Source organism: Streptomyces sp. NPDC003035 (assembly GCF_042888285.1).
Taxonomy (GTDB): Bacteria; Actinomycetota; Actinomycetes; order Streptomycetales; family Streptomycetaceae; genus Streptomyces.
This window is the reverse complement of the sequence record NZ_JBIAPJ010000004.1, coordinates 696,298-713,010: the sequence shown is the minus strand read 5'-3', so window position 1 is coordinate 713,010 and position 16,713 is coordinate 696,298. Positions and strand designations below refer to the sequence as shown.

Sequence of the window (16,713 nt, the reverse complement as noted above, 5' to 3'; positions counted from 1 at the left end):
TCCGGCCTTCCGGCGTTTCCGACTCTATCAGATCCTTTCGGGCCTGATTCCCAGTCAGAGGGGATTGTCTTTGCGGCTGTTGGGCCGTTCCGACGCTCAAACTCTAGCGGATTTCCCGGGCGACTCATAATCGAGTCAATCGAAATAAATTTCGGCATGCCGAAATTCTTCCCGAGTGGGAGATCGTGCTGAGTTGAGTTGCCGCATCAGCGGCGGGAGTGGCTGTCGCAGAACCGTTCCGGCCCCGCGACAACTCGGAGAACACTACGGATACGGGAGGGGTGTGTCAACCCCGGCTCTCCGTGCGGCCGCAGGGCCTGTCAGTCGAGGTCCGTGAGCCGGCCGCCCGCGTCCGGCTGGGTGTGTTCGACCCTGCGCAGGAGGCGGATCAGCATCTCGCCGAGGCCGCCGCGCTCCTCGCTCGTCAGGTCCTGGAGGAGCTCCTCCTCGAAGCCCGTCGCCATGCGCATCGCCTCGAGCCACTTCGAGCGGCCCTCGTCCGTCAGCTCCACGATCACCCGCACGCGGTTGCTCTCGTCGCGGTCGCGGGTGACCAGGCCCTCGCCCGCCATCCGGTCGATGCGGTGCGTCATCGCGGCCGGGGTGAGGCCCAGGCGCTTGGCCAGCTCGCCGGGGCCGAGGCGGTAGGGGGCGCCGGCCAGGACGAGGGTCTTGAGGACCTCCCACTCGGCGTTGCTGATGCCGAGGTCGGCGAGCTGGCGGCCGTACGCCACGTTCATCCGCCGGTTCAGCCGGCCGAGGGCGGAGACGACCTTCTCGACCTGGGGGTCGAGCTCGCGGTACTCGCGCTGGTAGGCCGCGATCTGTTCGTCGAGGCTCGGCTCGGGGGTGTCGGACATGCGGGGAGTATCCCACGGTCGCCGTTGGCATTGAAGTCCTTCCATGTGTACTGTTAACCATCGAACTTTAGTATTGAAGTCTTCAGGGCTCAGTCCTACAGGGCTGAAGCCCTCCTCTTGAAGTGGGTGGGTGTGACCAAGGCGATGGGTGCAGCGATGCGCCGGATCCAGGCAGGCAGCGCGCTGAGCGCGTTCGGACTCGGCTTCACCGTTCCGTACCTCTATGTGTATGTCGCTCAGGTGCGGGATCTGGGCGCGTCAACGGCGGGCATCGTGCTCGCCGTCTTCGCCCTGGCCGCACTCGTCGTCCTGCCCTTCAGCGGGCGCGCCATCGACCGGCGCGGCCCCGTCCCGGTTCTTCTGGTCGCCGCCGTCCTCGCGTCCCTCGGCGCTCTGGGCATGGGGCTCTCGGAGAGCGTGCCGGCCGCCGTCGGATCGGCCGCGCTGCTCGGTGCCGGTACCGCCGTGATGCAGCCGGCGCTCGCGACGATGATCGTCTGGTGCTCGGACCCGTCGACCCGTACGCGGTCCTTCGCCATGCAGTTCTTCCTGCAGAACCTGGGACTGGGCGTGGGTGGTCTGATCGGCGGCCAGCTCGTCGACGAGAGCCGGCCGGACAGCTTCCTCCTTCTCTTCTCGATCGAGGCGGCAATGTTCCTCGTGCTCGCCGGGGTCGTGGTGACCGTCCGGATGCCGGGCTCCCCCGCCCTGCGGAGCACGCGTCCGGCCGGCTCCCAGGGCGGCGGGCTGCGGTCGCTGCTCGGGCACAAGGCCATGGTCCAGCTGTGCGTCCTCGGCTTCGTGCTGTTCTTCGCCTGCTACGGGCAGTTCGAGTCGGGTCTCGCGGCGTACGGCACGGAGGCCGCGGGCATCCAGCCGTCGACGCTCGGGATCGCGCTGGCCGCCAACACGGCCGTCATCGTCGTCGCGCAGTTCGTGGTGCTGAGGTTCGTCGAGCGCCGTCGCCGCACGCGGGTGATCGCGGCCGTCGGTCTGATCTGGGCCGTGGCGTGGGTGATCGCCGGGTACGCGGGGCTCGGGCACGGCAGCCAGGCGATGGCGACCGCGGCCTTCATCTCCACGTACGCCCTCTTCGGGCTCGGTGAGGCGATGCTGTCGCCGACCGTGGCGCCGCTGGTGGCCGACCTGGCCCCGGAGTCGATGGTCGGGCAGTACAACTCGGCGTTCGCTCTGGTCAAGCAGCTCGCGCTGGCCGTCGGGCCGGCCGTGGGCGGGCCCATGGGGGCCTCGCTGCACGGACCGTACATCGTGACCTTCGTGCTCTTCTCGCTCGGGATCACGTTCCTTGCCCTGCGGCTCGGCAAGCAGCTCACGCCGGTGCAGGACCAGCCCTCGCTCGCCGCGAAGACCTCACGGGTCGTCGCGAGGCACCAGCCCGAGAAGGAGACCGCCGCCGCCTAGTCGGGCAGGGCGAACTCGCACCAGACCGCCTTGCCGCCCCCGGGCGTACGGCGGCTTCCCCAGGACGAGGCGATCGTCGCGATGATCGAGATCCCGCGGCCCGCCTCGTCCTCCGTCTCCGCCCTGCGGCGGCGCGGCAGATGGTCGTCTCCGTCCGTGACCTCGATGATCAGGCGCCGGTCGGTGCGACGCAGCCGCAGGCGCATCGGCGGGGTGCCGTGCTTGAGGGAGTTCGCCACCAGCTCGCTGGTGGCGAGAACGCCGAGGTCGCGCAGTTCGACCGGGAAGCGCCAGCTGGAGAGGACGCCTGTCGCGAAGGCACGCGCGCGAGGGGCGGCCTCCACTCCGCCGAGGAGCTCCAGGGCCGCGTTGTGGAAGAGCTCGGCGTCCGCGCCCTCGCGGGCCGGGTGCTGGACCACCAGGACCGCCACGTCGTCGTCGTGCTCGGCGGTGACGCCGAGCGAACGCAGCAGCCGGTCGCAGACGACCTGCGGAGTGCCGAGGGCGCCGGACAGGGCGCGCTCCAGCGCGGCGACGCCTTCGTCGATGTCCTCGCGGCGGCGTTCGACGAGACCGTCCGTATAGAGGACGGCGGTGGAGCCGGGGGGCAGGGCGATCGTGCCGGAGGTGTGCAGCCAGCCGCCGGTGCCGAGCGGGGGGCCGGTGGGGTCCTCGGCGCGGCGGACCGTGCCGTCCTCGTCCCTGACGAGGATCGGGAGGTGGCCGGCGGAGGCGTAGACGAGCCGGCCCTCGTTGGGGTCGTGGACCGCGTACACGCAGGTGGCGATCTGGCTGGCGTCGATCTCGGCGGCGAGGCCGTCGAGCAGCTGGAGCACTTCGTGCGGGGGCAGGTCGAGCCGGGCGTAGGCGCGGACGGCCGTACGGAGCTGGCCCATGACGGCTGCCGCGCGTACGCCGCGACCCATGACGTCGCCGATGACCAGCGCGGTGCGGCCGGCGCCGAGGGTGATGACGTCGTACCAGTCGCCGCCGACCGCCGCGTCCGTGCCGCCGGGCTGGTAAGTGGCGGCGATCCTGAGGTCGTCGGGCTGCTCCAGCTCCTGCGGGAGCAGGGAGCGCTGGAGCGTGACGGCGGTCTCGCGGTGCCGGCGCTCGCTGGCGCGCAGCCGCTCGGCCGCCTCCGCGTGGTCGGTGACGTCGGCCGCGTGGACGAGGACGGCGCCGCCCTCGAAGCGCGGGGAGTCCACGGGCAGGCAGGTGACCGTGTACGAGCCGCCTTCCTGGGTCTTGCGGGACTTGACCGTACGGGGTTTGCCGCTGCGCAGGACCTGGTCCATCAGCGGCAGCAGACCGAGCTCATGGGCCTCGGGGCAGGCGTCGGCGACGGTTGCCCCTGCCGGGCGGGGGCCGAAGGCGGCGGCGTAGGCGTCGTTGACGTACGCGATGCGGTGCTCGGGGCCGTGCACGAGCGCGACCAGACCGGGGAGGCGGCCGATGATCTCGCGTACGGAGAAGTCCTCCAGGGCGGGGACCTCGTCGGGGAGGTGCTCAGGCTGCTGCTCGTACTCCCCGCGGGCCGCGGGCACGGAGCCCTCGGTCCCCCGCGCCGCGGTGCGGCGCTGCGTGCCGGGGAGTCGGGCGCTCCAACGGGTGAAGTTCACGGATTCGTATGCCTCGGGGTGTCGTTGGCCGTGCTGAGTCACTCTGTGCAGGTGTGAGCCCACCTATGGTCACACGTCCAGTGTGACCGACCGCACTGACATCGGTGTCAGCGCGGCTTCGGGCCGTTCTCGGGGCTGCTCGGGGGGCCGTTCCTGGGGCCGTTCTTCGGGGGCGGGGGCGCGGCGGCGAGTTCGAACTCGGCGCGGGGGTGTTCCAGCGAGCCGAGCGAGACGATCTCCCGCTTGAACAGTCCGGACAGGGTCCACTCGGCCAGGACGCGGGCCTTCCGGTTGAAGGTCGGGACACGGCTGAGGTGGTAGGCGCGGTGCATGAACCAGGCCGGGTAGCCCTTGAGTTTGCGGCCGTAGACGTGTGCCACGCCCTTGTGGAGGCCGAGGGAGGCGACCGAGCCGGCGTACGTGTGGGCGTACTCCTTGAGCGGCTGTCCGCGCAGGGAGGCGGCGATGTTCTCGGCGAGCACCTTGGTCTGGCGCACGGCGTGCTGCGCGTTCGGCGCGCACTCCGCGCCCGGCTCCTCCGCCGTGATGTCGGGGACGGCCGCCGCGTCTCCCGCCGCCCAGGCGTGTTCGACTCCGTCGACGGTGAGCCGTGCGGTGCACCTGAGCCGGCCGCGTCCGTCGAGCGGCAGGTCGGTGGCGGCGAGGACCGGTGCGGGTTTGACGCCGGCCGTCCAGACGACCGTACGGGTCGGCAGGCGCGTGCCGTCGCTCAGGACGGCGACCCGGTCCTCGCAGGACTCCAGTCGGGTCTCCAGACGTACGTCGATGTTGCGGCCGCGCAGCTCGCGGATCGCGTACTTGCCCATCTTCTCGCCGACCTCGGGAAGGATCCGGTTCGAGGCCTCGACCAGGACCCACTTCAGGTCCTCCGGCTTGATGTTGTGGTAGTACCGCGCGGTGTAGCGGGCCATGTCCTCCAGCTCCCCGAGCGCCTCCACGCCCGCGTAGCCGCCGCCGACGAAGACGAAGGTGAGGGCGGCGTCGCGCAGGCCCGGGTCGCGGGTGGAGGAGGCGATGTCCATCTGCTCGATGACGTGGTTGCGCAGCCCGATGGCCTCTTCGACGGTCTTGAAACCGATGCCGTAGTCGGCGAGGCCGGGGACGGGGAGGGTGCGGGAGATCGAGCCGGGCGCGATGACCAGTTCGTCGTAACCGAGCTGGACGCTCCCGGTGCCCTCCTCCTCGGTGGCGAGGGTGGTGAGCGTCGCCGTCCGCTTCGCGTGGTCGACGGCGTGGACCTCTCCGATGACGATCCGGCACTTGTCGAGGACGCGGCGGAGCGGGACGACGACATGGCGCGGGGAGATGGAACCGGCCGCCGCCTCGGGGAGGAACGGCTGGTACGTCATGTACGGGTCGGGCGTGACCACCGTGATCTCGACCGCACCGCTTCTGAGCTCGGCCTTGAGCTGCCGCTGCAGGCGCAGCGCGGTGTACATCCCGACGTAGCCACCGCCGACAACGAGAATGCGCACAGGTTCGGTCACTGTCCCATGACGCAACGCCGTTCGGGGTTTGTCCACAGGCCCGGCAAATTGTGTGACCGGCCGGGCGTGGAGGCGTGGGGTGGCGTGCACGGTGTGTAGAGCGCCAAAAGCGCAGGTCAGGATAGGGGTGAAGGGTGGGTCGGGGGGTCAGAATCGGGAGAGTTCAGGCCCTTGCTCCGATCGGGGGGCGCACCGTACGGAACTCCCCCTTCTGAATTGACCCCGACTCAACTATGTTCGTACTTCGTCGGGGTGTCGGATCGCAGCGCGTGGACCAGAGCGTGGAACGGTCCGGAGATCCCGTGTCAGGGCGGGGAGTCTCCGGGGGGAGACATCATGAGCGGGGGAACGCTTATGCACATGCAGGATTCACGTTGGCAGGCCGTCGTCGGGGCGACGGACGGCTCGGTCAACGGACGGATGGGAACGACGGCGCCGGTCGGCCGCTCGGCGCCGCTGCGCGTGGACGCGCAGCGGAACCTGGAGCACGTCCTGCGCGCCGCGCGCGAGGTCTTCGGCGAACTGGGCTACGGGGCGCCGATGGAGGACGTGGCGCGCCGCGCCCGGGTCGGTGTGGGGACGGTCTACCGCCGCTTCCCCAGCAAGGACGTCCTGGTGCGCCGGATAGCCGAGGAGGAGACCGCCCGGCTGACCGAGCAGGCCCGCACGGCTCTCGGGCAGGAGGAGGAGCCCTGGTCGGCGCTCTCCCGGTTCCTGCGGACCTCGGTGGCCTCGGGCGCGGGACGGCTGCTGCCGCCGCAGATCCTCCGGGTGGGCGTGGACGCGGACGATCTGCTGCTGCCGTCGCAGGCGGCGGCGGGCGAGGCGCGGGTGCCGCACCAGCGGGGCTTCGCCCACCAGGCCGAGCAGCGGGTCGTCGGGCCGCGTGCGGTGCCGGACGCCGAGCAGGACGAGAACACCGGCGCGGCGGAGCTCCTGGAGGTCGTCGGCCGGCTGGTCGACCGAGCCCGTGAGGCGGGCGAGCTGCGTACGGACGTGACCGTGGCCGACGTCCTCCTCGTCATAGCCACGGCGGCGCCCGCGCTGCCCGACGCGGCGCAGCAGGCGGCGGCCTCGACCCGGCTCCTGGACATCCTCCTGGAGGGTCTGCGCTCGCGGTAGCGCGCCCTGGTCGGGTCGTCGAGTGGTCCGGGGCGGACCGTTGAGCATTCCACGCACGGGCGAGCGGTTACGCCCGGATACGGGAAGTCGCCCCGGACGAGTGGTAAGTGGACGCGCGGGTTCGGCGCGCCTGCGCTCTGTGGCACTCTTGTCCGGTGTTCGGGTCTGAGCGTGCATACGGGGCTTCCGCGATGAGCGGTGACGGTCGGGACGAGCCGCTGAACAACGGCGGTGCCACGGAGACCGGGGGCCTTTCGCCCCGGCAGGTGCCGAGCCAGGGCGGGCCGGGAGGCTCCTCGGGCGCGCCCGCGGGGGCACCGGCCGCCGGCGTGCCGGTCGCGGCGCCCGGCTCCGTACCGGGGCCCGCCGACCCGAGCGTGCCGCAGCAGCGTGAGGGCGGGGTCTTCCCGGTCCTCGACAGCGACGACGAGCCCGGCACCGTACTGCCGCCGCCGCTCGAACTCCCGCCGTCCGACGCCGACCTCGTCCAGCTGATGCGGGACGGCGACGACACCGCGTACGAAGAGCTGTTCCGCCGCCACTCCGAGGCCGTGCGGCGCTACGCCAGGACGTGCTGCCGCGACGCGCACACCGCCGACGACCTGACGGCGGAGGTGTTCGCCCGCACGCTCCAGGCGGTACGGGGCGGGGCAGGGCCCGAGCAGGCCGTCCGCGCCTACCTCCTGACCACCGTCCGGCGGGTGGCCGCGAACTGGACGCGGACACAGAAGCGGGAGCATCTGGTCGAGGACTTCGCGGTGTTCGCCGCGCAGGCCGCCCGCGGCTCCGAGGTGTCCGATCACGACACCCTGGATCTCGGGGCGGACGTCCTGGCCATGCACGAGGCCGAGCAGTCCCTGGCCATGCAGGCGTTCCGCTCGCTGCCCGAGCGCTGGCAGGCCGTGCTGTGGCACACCACCGTCGAGGAGGAGTCGCCGAGCGAGGTCGCGCCGCTGTTCGGCCTGACCGCCAACGCCACCGCCGTCCTCGCCAGCAGGGCCCGCGAGGGCCTCAAGCAGGCCTACCTCCAGGCCCACGTCAGCCAGTCCCTCACCACCGGCGGGGACTGCTCCCGCTACGCCGACCGGCTCGGCGCCTACGCGCGCGGCGGGCTGCGGATGCGGGCCGAGCGCGGGCTGCGCAAGCACCTGGAGGAGTGCGCCAAGTGCCGGCTCGCGGCCGGCGAGCTGGCGCACGTCAACGCCGGGATCCCGGCGCTGCTGCCGATCGCCGTCATCGGCTGGTTCGCCGCCGGGTACTCGCTCAAGGCCGCGGGCGTCGTGGCCGGCGGGGCGGCGGGCGCGGCCGGTGCCGGAGCGGCCGCCGCCGCGACGGGAGCCGGTTCGTCGACCACGGCCGGGGTGTCCTCCGCCGCCGTGGCCGAGGGGCTCGGCGCCCCCGCGAAGGCTGGTATCGCCGCGGCCGTGGCCGTCGCGGCGACCGCGGGTCTGGTGTGGGCGCTGTCAGGGGACCCTCAGCCGGTCGCGAAGCCCGTACCGTCGCCGCCGACCGTCGCCCCCGCCGTACCGCCGGAGCCGGCCCCACCGCCGAAGCCGAAGCCGTCGCCCAAGCCCACTCCGCCGCCGGTCGTGCGCGTGCAGGCCCCGGAGCCGACACCGACGCCGAAGCCGCCCCCGCCGAAGCCCAGCCCCAAGCCGACCCCGAAGCCCGCCCCGCCCAAGCCGGCCCCGCCGAAGCCGAAGCCGAAGCCGACCGCGCCCAAGCTCCCGCCGCCGACCCCGCCCGCCGTCTACCAGGTCAACCGACTGGACTACGGCATCGCCGGCGACGGCACCAAGCCGGAGGTACGGCTCAGCGACAGCAGCTGGATGTGGCAGCGCGAGGGCCTGTCGATCGGCGGCACGCGGTACGCGCACGGCGTGAGCGTCCAGGCGCCGTCCTCGCTCACCATCGACCTCAACCGCCGGTGCGCCGGCTACGACGCGGTCGTCGGCATCGACGACCTGAGCGCGCCCCTCCGGGTCGGCGGCGTCCGCTTCTCCGTCTACGGAGACGGTGAGCGGCTCTGGCGCTCCGCCGTGGTCCGGCCCGGCGACCCGGCGATCCCGGTCCACGTCGGCATCGCCGGCCGTAAGACGATCCGCCTGGTGGTGGAGGAACACACCCCGTTCGGCCGGGTGGCGGTCGCGGACTGGGCCCAGTCGAGGATCAGCTGCGCCTGACCGGGCGGCGGCCACCCGTCCCGTACGGCTCCGCCGGGGCGGTCACCTCGCCGGTCGGATGACCCGGCCCGACTCCCGAGCCCGTTCCCGCAGCGATTCCGGGTCCGTCGCCGGGCCTCCGCCGTGCCCGGCGGCAGCGTGGCCTGCTCGGTGAGCATCCGCCGAGGAGCGCCGTGACGGGAGAGCGGCCCGCTCGTCCCCAGCCTGTGGACGGACCGGAGCCGGAGGAGAGCCCCGCGGCCCGGCTTCACGCCGACAGCGACCTCGTCGACGGCACCAGCGGTCCCACCACCGCCCGTTGCCGCGGGGGCGCCGCCGTGCCCGTCCAGCAGGTGCCGCGGCGGGCGAGGAGGCGGTGGAGCCAGAGTTCGGTGGAGACCAGGTCGGCGAGGCCGTCCAGCGGGACCGGCTCCCCCTCGGCGGCCGCCTGCAGGGCCTTGCGGACCACGCGGGCCTCGATCAGGCCCGCGTCCGCGAGGAGCGGGGCGGCGAAGAGCTCCATGAGGTCGGGGAGCGCGGCGCGCAGGCCCGCGCGGACGGCCGAGGCCGGGATCGCGGGGTTCGGCGTGCCCCAGCCCGGCGGGAGGTCGTGGATGCCCGCCCCCGCGAGGACCGTGCGCAGGACGGCCGCCCGGGCGCCGGGCTGGACCCGCAGCGGTTCGGGAAGGGCGCGGCAGGCCCGTACCACCTGGTTGTCGAGGAACGGGGCGTGGAGGCGCTGGCTGCGGATCTCCGCAGCCTGTTCGAGCACGCGGTGGTCCGCCGCCGCCCGGGCGAGCGCCGCACGCGCGCGTGCCTCTCCCGGCCGCTGCACCGATGTCGGCAGCGTCGCCGCCCGGGTCAGGCGAACCGATACTTCGGCCAGCGCCTCGCCCGTCAGCCAGCGCGCCGCGGGACCGGGACGCGACCAGGTCAGGGCGGAGAGGGACGCCTCTAGGGGGCCGAAGGCCCCGGGCCCCGGACGGTTCGCCTCCAGGAGCCGCGTCGCCGCCGCCTCCAGACCGGACCGGTAGGGGGTGCGGGCGAGCCGGCGCGCCGCCCGGTAGACCGTCAGCGGCACGAGCAGCGAGCCCGCCGACGGTCCCGTGGCCTTGGCGAGCGCCGCCACCGGGCGCACCAGCGACCTGCGCCGCCGGTCCATCAGCAGGTCGGCGAGGCGCGCCGGGTGCGCGTCCAGGACCTGACGGGCCCCCAGGCCCGTGAAGTGGTCCGCGCTGCCGCCCGCGAGGCGCCGCCGGTGCCTGCCGGCGACGACGAGCGAGGGACCCGGCTCGTCGGTCAGCGGACCGTCCAGCTCCGCGTAGGGCAGCGCCTCCTCGCCCGCCGCCACGACCACATGGTGCAGCCGGGGGTTCGCGGCGATCGCCCGCGCCCGCTCCAGCTCGTCCTCCCGGCTCGGAGAACCGCCGGTCGCCAGGTCGTTGAAGGTGACGGCGAGCAGCCGCTCCCCGGCGCCCGTGCCGTGGCCGAGGATCGTGCCGGGGACGCCGGGCAGGCCGGCGGCCAGCAGGGCGAGCGTCCCGGACGCGCTGCCCCCGGAGAGGTCCGCGCCGATCCCGGGCGCCGGTCCGCCGCCCCGGGCGGCCCGCCGCTCGGCGGGCCCCATGCCGGGGACGGGCCCGGGGTCCGGCAGCGGAGCCTCCGGTGCGTGCCGGGGCGCGGTGAGCCGGGCCCGTACGGCGTCGACCAGTGCGTCCCGTACGCCCTCCACCGCCCGGCGCGGCTCGATCTCTGCGGCGGCGACCGCGAGCGAGGCCACCGGTTCGTACCCGGTGATCTCGCGCGAGCCCTCGCGCAGGATCAACGCGTGCCCGGGCGGCACTCGCTTGACCCCTTCGTACGGCGTGGAGTCGCGTAGCGCCTCCGGGGTCTCGGGGCAGGCGAGCAGCGCGGCCAGGTGCCCGATGTCGAGCTGGGCCTCGATGAGGTCCGCGAGGGGCAGGGCGGCGGTCGCGTACGCCGTGCCCTTCGCCCACGGGGTGTGGAACACGGGCCGGGCGCCCGCCAGATCACCCGTCACGGTGATCCGGCCGCCGACCCGCACGACGGCGGTGTAGCTGCCGGCCCAGGCGGTGAGATGACGCAGCGCGCCTCCGCGCGCGGTGAGCAGCCCGACCCTCAGCTCCTCGTCGCTCGCGGCGCAACACCCCAGTACGGCAAGGCGGGTGTGCGCGTCGACGCTGATCAGCCGCACCTCGTCCGGGCGCCAGTCGCCGACCGCCCACAGCGGATCGGGGTCGCTCCAGAGGAGTTGTGCGCCCACCGGCTGGACCGTGCGCCCCTCGGACGCCATGCCCCCCACGGCTCCGGCCGTACCCGTCGGGCCGAAGCTCGCGGCGACACTGCTCCAGCCCACCAGCCATCGCATCGGCGCCTCCACGTCGGTTCAGTGGAGGAACATGCTGCCACGACAACGGCGCACAGGAGGGGGTCCGGGGTCGCGCGCGCAAAGGCGAATGCGCCCCTGGCATGGGACAGTTGTGGCCGGTTCGCCCACGGTCGTCATTCGGCCATTCTCGACGGCGCGGAAACCGTCCGGCAGTCCGGGAGGCGCTGTTCGCCTCCCGGAGCCGTCCGCCGCCCGCGGGGAATGGGGCGACGGTGTCCCCCGGCCCACCGGTCCACAGCCGGTGGGCCGACCCACGCAGCACTCATGGAAGCGCTCCCCCGCCGACCGGGCGAGAGCGCACGGCCGGGCGCACGGCCACACCACCGGAGCACGCGCCCGGAGGCGCCCCACGCGCCCCGCCCGGGGCTTCCCGCGCCGACGCCACTACGCCATCCGGCCCCCATCCGTCTGTTCACACAACAATCCCGCCATACGGAACTCCGCCCCTTAACGGTAGGGATGCGGCGAACTACGCTGTGTTTACGAATGCCGCACGCCTATGCCCGGCGTCGTGGCGGCCGTCTTGGGTGTCGAGGGGTGGCGTCATGTCCAGGGAGCAACGCGGGCCGAACGAAAAGCTCGGCACGGTTCTCGCCCTCGCGGGAATCAGCAACGCCGGCCTCGCCCGGCGCGTCAACGACCTCGGTGCGCAGCGGGGGCTGACGCTTCGCTACGACAAGACCTCGGTGGCCCGGTGGGTGTCGAAGGGCATGGTGCCGCAGGGCGCCGCCCCGCATCTGATCGCCGCCGCGATCGGCCAGAAGCTCGGCCGGCCGGTGCCGCTGCACGAGATCGGCCTCGCCGACGCCGACCCGGCGCCGGAGGTGGGTCTCGCCTTCCCGCGCGACGTGGGCGAGGCGGTCCGCTCGGCGACGGAGCTGTACCGGCTGGACCTCGCCGGCCGGCGGGCGGGCGGCGGCGGGATCTGGCAGTCGCTGGCCGGATCCTTCGCGGTCAGCGCCTACGCGACCCCCGCCTCCCGATGGCTGATAACGCCCGCCGACTCCTCCGTGGAGCGGCTCCTCGACCCCGCCGGCGGGCCGGCGCCCGAAGGCCCGGAGACCGGCCCCCACGCGCGCGTGGGGCACAGCGATGTCGCCAAGCTCCGTGAGGCGGCCGAGGACGCGCGCCGCTGGGACTCCAAGTACGGCGGCGGCGACTGGCGTTCCTCCATGGTCCCGGAGTGCTTACGGGTCGATGCCGCCCCGCTGCTGCTCGGCTCGTACTCGGACGAGGTCGGCCGGGCCCTGTTCGGGGCGACGGCGGAGCTGACCCGGCTGGCCGGCTGGATGGCCTTCGACACCGGCCAGCAGGAGGCCGCCCAGCGCTACTACATCCAGGCGCTGCGCCTGGCGCGCGCCGCCGCCGACGTACCGCTCGGCGGGTACGTCCTCGCCTCGATGTCCCTCCAGGCCACCTACCGGGGCTTCGCCGACGAGGGCGTGGACCTCGCCCAGGCCGCCCTGGAGCGCAACCGCGGGCTCGCCACCGCCCGCACCATGTCCTTCTTCCGGCTCGTGGAGGCCCGGGCGCACGCCAAGGCCAACGACGGGGCGGCGGCCGCGGCCGCGCTCAAGGCGGCCGAGGGCTGGCTGGAGCGCTCGCGGGAGGGTGATCCGGACCCGACCTGGCTGGGCTTCTACTCGTACGACCGGTTCTGCGCCGACGCCGCCGAGTGCTACCGCGATCTGAAGGCCCCGCGCCAGGTGCGCCGCTTCACCGAGCAGGCGCTGTCCCGGCCGACGGAGGAGTTCGTCCGCTCGCACGGGCTGCGGCTCGTGGTGTCGGCGGTCGCCGAGCTCGAGTCGGGCAATCTGGACGCGGCCTGCGCGGCGGGCACGCGCGCGGTGGAGGTGGCGGGCCGGATCTCGTCCGCCCGGACCACGGAGTACGTACGGGACCTGCTGCACCGGCTGGAGCCGTACGGGGACGAGCCGAGGGTCATGGAGCTGCGGGAGCGGGCCCGTCCGCTGCTGATGGCCCCGGCGTGATCTTTGCGCCCCTTCGACGTGACGCGTGTCCCACCGGGTTTAACGGCATTGTCAGTGGGCCAGTGCACTATCGGGGTGGGAGGTGGCGCTGGTGTTGGACTGTGACGTGCTCGTGATCGGCGGCGGGATCGTCGGTCTGTCGACGGCGTACGCCCTGACCCGCGCCGCGCCCGGCACCCGTGTCACGGTCCTGGAGAAGGAGCACGGCCCGGCCCGCCACCAGACGGGGCGCAACAGCGGGGTGATCCACAGCGGGATCTACTACCGCCCGGGGTCCCTGAAGGCACGGTTCGCGGTCGCGGGCGCGGCCGAGATGGTCAAGTTCTGCGCGGAGTACGGCCTGCCGTACGAGGTCACCGGCAAGCTCATCGTCGCGACGGGGCGCGACGAGCTGCCCCGGCTGCACGCGCTCGTGCAGCGTGGCCGGGAGAACGGCATCCCGGTGCGTGAACTGGGCCCGGCGCAGATCAGCGCGTACGAGCCGCGGGTGCGGGGCCTCGCCGCGATCCATGTCGGCACGACCGGGATCTGCGACTACGGAGCGGTGGCGGCGCAGCTCGCCGAGTCCTCCGGGGCGCGCATCCTGTACGGCTCCGCGGTCACCGCGATCGACCGGCGGCCCTGGGGCGTGGCCGTCCGCACGGCGGCCGGGACCGTGGTGCGGGGCCGGGTCCTGGTGAACTGCGCGGGGCTGCACTGCGACCGGGTGGCACGGCTGGCCGGTGACGAGCCGGGGATGCGGATCGTCCCCTTCCGTGGGGAGTACTACGAGCTGGCGGACCCCTCGCTGGTCCGCGGCCTGGTGTACCCGGTGCCGGACCCGGCCTTCCCCTTCCTCGGGGTCCATCTCACGCGGGGCGTCGACGGCGGCGTGCACGTGGGGCCGAACGCGGTGCCCGCGCTGGCCCGCGAGGGATACGGCTGGTCGGTCGTCCGGCCCGGCGACCTGGCGGGGACGCTCGCGTGGCCCGGCTCCTGGCAGATCGCCCGGGAGCACTGGCGGTACGGAGCGGGTGAGCTGCGCCGGTCGCTGTCGAAACGGGCCTTCACGGAGGCGGTGCGCAGGCTGCTGCCCGTGGTGGAGGAAACGGATCTGCGGCGGGCCCCGGCCGGGGTGCGGGCGCAGGCGGTGCTCCGGGACGGCACGCTCCTGGACGACTTCCTGATCCGGGAGGCCCCGAGGACGGTCCACGTCCTGAACGCGCCGAGCCCGGCGGCGACGGCGTCCCTCCCGATCGGGCGAGAGGTCGCGTCCAGGGCCCTGGCACTCCTGTAGCCGGCCGCTCTTCGTAGGGCCGCCTGTCCCGCATGAGGCTCCCCGGGGAGAGGGACGATCGCCACACGGGGCCGGGTCGCCGGGCCCCGTAGAATTGGCGCATTGTGTCTGAGTCCCGAGAAACCGCCACGCAGCCCGTCGCCGAGCCCTCCGCCCCGCCCGTCGTCTTCCAGCGGGGCAGTCAGAGGTTCGCCGCGGGGGAAGGGCCCCTGCCCGACCCCGCCGGCTCGCACCACGAGCGGCGCATCCGCAGCTTCCAGCCCCGTCGCAGCCGCGTCACCGCGGGTCAGGCCGAGGCGATGCTCAAGCGGTGGCCGGACTGGGGCCTGGACATCGACGGCAAGCGGATCCTCGATCTGAAGGAGATGTTCGGCGGTCTGCCCGTCGTCCTGGAGATCGGCTTCGGCATGGGCGAGGCCACGGCCCAGATGGCCGCCGCCGACCCCGGCACCGGCATCCTCGCCGTGGACGTCCACACCCCCGGCCAGGGCAACCTCCTCGGTCTCGCCGACCGGAACGGACTGGAGAACGTCCGGGTCGCCAACGGCGACGCGATCATCCTGCTCCGCGAGATGCTCGGCGCCGACTCCCTCGACGGCTGCCGCGTCTACTTCCCGGACCCGTGGCCCAAGAAGCGCCACCACAAGCGGCGCCTCATCCAGCCCGAGTTCCTCACCCTGCTCGCCACCCGGATGAAGCCCGGCGCCGTCCTGCACTGCGCCACCGACTGGGAGGAGTACGCCGAGCAGATGCTCGAGGTCCTCTCCGCCCACCCCGACTTCGAGAACACCCAGGCCGACGGCGGCTACGCGCCCCGCCCGGCCTTCCGCCCCCTCACCCGCTTCGAGGGGCAGGGCCTCGACAAGGGCCACGTCGTCCACGACCTGCTCTTCGCCAGGAAGTAGAAGGCCCGGGCGGAGAACGCCCGGAAGCAGAACGCCCGAGGAGAACGCCGGGAGCGGAACTCCCTCGCGGGGTGTCAGTCCACCTCGTTAGGGTCGCTCACGTGTCGAACCACGTTCCCGTCCCGGCCAGGGACACCGAGGAGCCGGACTTCCCGGCCGTGCCGGACCGCGCCCAGTGGCGCTACCGGCCCCGTCGCGCCTTCTGGCGCAGCAAGGTGGTCCGGATCGTCGCCGTGGCCACCCTGCTCGCGATCTGCGCGCTGGTGATCCTGGCGATGGTGCGGGAGCAGACCGGCACCGAGGGCTTCCTCGTCGGCCTGGGCCTGGCCGTCCTGCCCGTCCCTCTGCTCATCGCCGCGTTCCGCTGGCTCGACCGCGTCGAACCCGGCCCCTGGCGGAACCTGATCTTCGCGTTCTGCTGGGGCGCCTTCGCCGCCGCCCTCGTCGCGATCCTCGCGAACTCCTTCGCCGTCCGCTGGATAGCGACGGCCACCGCCGACCCGGCCTCCGCCGACACCCTCGGCGCCACGGTCGTGGCGCCGGTGGTGGAGGAGAGCGCCAAGGCGGCCGCCGTGCTGCTGATCTTCCTGCTGCGCCGCCGCGAGTTCACCGGTCTCGTCGACGGGGTCGTGATCGCCGGCCTCACCGCCAGCGGCTTCGCCTTCACCGAGAACATCCTCTATCTCGGCCGGGCTTTCGGCGAGGACCAGGAGATCGGCACGTCCGGCATCGGCGCGGTGACCGCCGGGACCTTCTTCGTACGGATCGTGATGTCGCCGTTCGCGCATCCGCTCTTCACCGTGCTCACCGGACTCGGTTTCGGCTTCGCCGCGCTCGCCGCCCGGCGTCAGCGCGTGCGGCGCGTCCTGCTGCCGGTGACCGGCCTCGTCCTGGCGATGGGCATGCACGCGCTGTGGAACAGCTCGGCGTCCGTCCTCGGGCCCTTGGGCTTCTTCGTGGTGTACGGCATGTTCATGGCGCCCGCCTTCGGTCTGCTGACCTGGCTGGCGATATGGAGCAGGCAGCGGGAGCTGCGCACGATATCCGGGCAGCTCCCGGCGTACGCGGCGGCCGGCTGGCTCTCCCCTGCCGAGCCCCTCGCGCTGTCCTCGATGCGGGCCCGGTCCGTCGCCCGCGACTTCGCCCGTCGTACGTACGGCGGGCCGGCGGCCACCGCGGTCGGGGAGTACGAGGCGTTCGCGACGACCCTCGCCTTCCTGCGCCACCGCGCGGAGCGCGGAGCGGCCGGCCCGGACTTCACCGCCCGCGAGCAGGAGCTCCTCCACCACCTGTGGCAGCGCAAGGCGGTCGCCTCGCCCGCGCTGACGTACGCGGCACGGGCCACCGGCCGCGTCTGGGCGCCGCCGCAGTACCTGGACTACGGCGGCTACAACCCGTACCGCAGCTAGGACGCCCGGGAGACGGCCGGCGACCC

At 73.5% G+C, this 16,713-nt stretch carries 11 protein-coding genes; 7 read left to right on the top strand and 4 right to left on the bottom strand.

The genetic code is table 11. From position 1 onward, the window contains the following. Positions 1 to 320: 320 nt before the first annotated feature. Positions 321 to 860, bottom strand: coding sequence for a MarR family transcriptional regulator (locus ACFYV5_RS16595; RefSeq protein ID WP_355110973.1), 540 nt, complete (start codon positions 858 to 860; stop codon positions 321 to 323). A gap of 144 nt (positions 861 to 1,004) precedes the next feature. On the opposite strand from ACFYV5_RS16595, the gene ACFYV5_RS16590 reads away from it, so the two are divergent. Beyond that, positions 1,005 to 2,282, top strand: coding sequence for an MFS transporter (locus ACFYV5_RS16590; RefSeq protein ID WP_389168910.1), 1,278 nt, complete (start codon positions 1,005 to 1,007; stop codon positions 2,280 to 2,282). Here the strand turns inward: ACFYV5_RS16590 and ACFYV5_RS16585 are convergent. Together ACFYV5_RS16585 and ACFYV5_RS16580 are read right to left on the bottom strand one after the other, a co-directional pair. Next, positions 2,279 to 3,904: a SpoIIE family protein phosphatase gene (locus tag ACFYV5_RS16585; protein ID WP_355110971.1), complete on the bottom strand. Its 1,626-nt coding sequence runs from the start codon at positions 3,902 to 3,904 to the stop codon at positions 2,279 to 2,281. The genes ACFYV5_RS16590 and ACFYV5_RS16585 overlap by 4 nt on opposite strands. A gap of 107 nt (positions 3,905 to 4,011) precedes the next feature. Then, complete coding sequence (locus ACFYV5_RS16580; RefSeq protein ID WP_389168908.1) at positions 4,012 to 5,412, bottom strand: NAD(P)/FAD-dependent oxidoreductase; 1,401 nt, start codon at positions 5,410 to 5,412, stop codon at positions 4,012 to 4,014. Between the two features lie 354 nt (positions 5,413 to 5,766). Here ACFYV5_RS16580 and ACFYV5_RS16575 point away from each other — a divergent pair, with 354 nt between their 5' ends. Both ACFYV5_RS16575 and ACFYV5_RS16570 read left to right on the top strand, forming a co-directional pair. Then, positions 5,767 to 6,534 carry a TetR/AcrR family transcriptional regulator gene (locus tag ACFYV5_RS16575; protein ID WP_389168966.1) on the top strand — a complete coding sequence of 256 codons (768 nt, stop codon included), beginning with the start codon at positions 5,767 to 5,769 and terminating at the stop codon, positions 6,532 to 6,534. Positions 6,535 to 6,725: 191 nt separating this feature from the next. Continuing rightward, positions 6,726 to 8,717, top strand: a complete 1,992-nt coding sequence (locus tag ACFYV5_RS16570) for a sigma-70 family RNA polymerase sigma factor (RefSeq protein WP_389168906.1) — start codon at positions 6,726 to 6,728, stop codon at positions 8,715 to 8,717. A gap of 247 nt (positions 8,718 to 8,964) precedes the next feature. Here the strand turns inward: ACFYV5_RS16570 and ACFYV5_RS16565 are convergent, their stop codons facing one another. Next, entirely contained in the window at positions 8,965 to 11,085 is a 2,121-nt protein-coding gene (locus ACFYV5_RS16565; RefSeq protein ID WP_389168905.1) for an asparagine synthase-related protein, read from the bottom strand. Positions 11,086 to 11,651: 566 nt separating this feature from the next. Here ACFYV5_RS16565 and ACFYV5_RS16560 point away from each other — a divergent pair. From ACFYV5_RS16560 to ACFYV5_RS16545, 4 genes are all read left to right on the top strand, one after another. Then, positions 11,652 to 13,097 (top strand): MFS transporter, encoded by a 1,446-nt coding sequence (locus ACFYV5_RS16560; RefSeq protein ID WP_389168903.1) that lies wholly within the window; start codon positions 11,652 to 11,654, stop codon positions 13,095 to 13,097. A gap of 91 nt (positions 13,098 to 13,188) precedes the next feature. Then, positions 13,189 to 14,373 (top strand): L-2-hydroxyglutarate oxidase, encoded by a 1,185-nt coding sequence (lhgO, locus tag ACFYV5_RS16555; RefSeq protein WP_389168901.1) that lies wholly within the window; start codon positions 13,189 to 13,191, stop codon positions 14,371 to 14,373. A 104-nt stretch (positions 14,374 to 14,477) separates the two neighbouring features. After that, complete coding sequence (gene trmB / locus ACFYV5_RS16550; RefSeq protein ID WP_389168899.1) at positions 14,478 to 15,278, top strand: tRNA (guanosine(46)-N7)-methyltransferase TrmB; 801 nt, start codon at positions 14,478 to 14,480, stop codon at positions 15,276 to 15,278. A gap of 101 nt (positions 15,279 to 15,379) precedes the next feature. After that, on the top strand, positions 15,380 to 16,687 hold the full coding sequence (locus ACFYV5_RS16545; protein WP_355110960.1) for a PrsW family intramembrane metalloprotease: 1,308 nt from the start codon (positions 15,380 to 15,382) through the stop codon (positions 16,685 to 16,687). Positions 16,688 to 16,713: the final 26 nt, after the last annotated feature.

Coding starts and splice junctions, on each gene's coding strand:
- ACFYV5_RS16595 (WP_355110973.1), bottom strand. CDS start 860: ATGTCCGACACCCCCGAGCCGAGCCTCGACGAACAGATCGCGGCCTAC.
- ACFYV5_RS16590 (WP_389168910.1), top strand. CDS start 1,005: ATGGGTGCAGCGATGCGCCGGATCCAGGCAGGCAGCGCGCTGAGCGCG.
- ACFYV5_RS16575 (WP_389168966.1), top strand. CDS start 5,767: ATGCACATGCAGGATTCACGTTGGCAGGCCGTCGTCGGGGCGACGGAC.
- ACFYV5_RS16570 (WP_389168906.1), top strand. CDS start 6,726: ATGAGCGGTGACGGTCGGGACGAGCCGCTGAACAACGGCGGTGCCACG.
- ACFYV5_RS16565 (WP_389168905.1), bottom strand. CDS start 11,085: ATGCGATGGCTGGTGGGCTGGAGCAGTGTCGCCGCGAGCTTCGGCCCG.
- ACFYV5_RS16560 (WP_389168903.1), top strand. CDS start 11,652: ATGTCCAGGGAGCAACGCGGGCCGAACGAAAAGCTCGGCACGGTTCTC.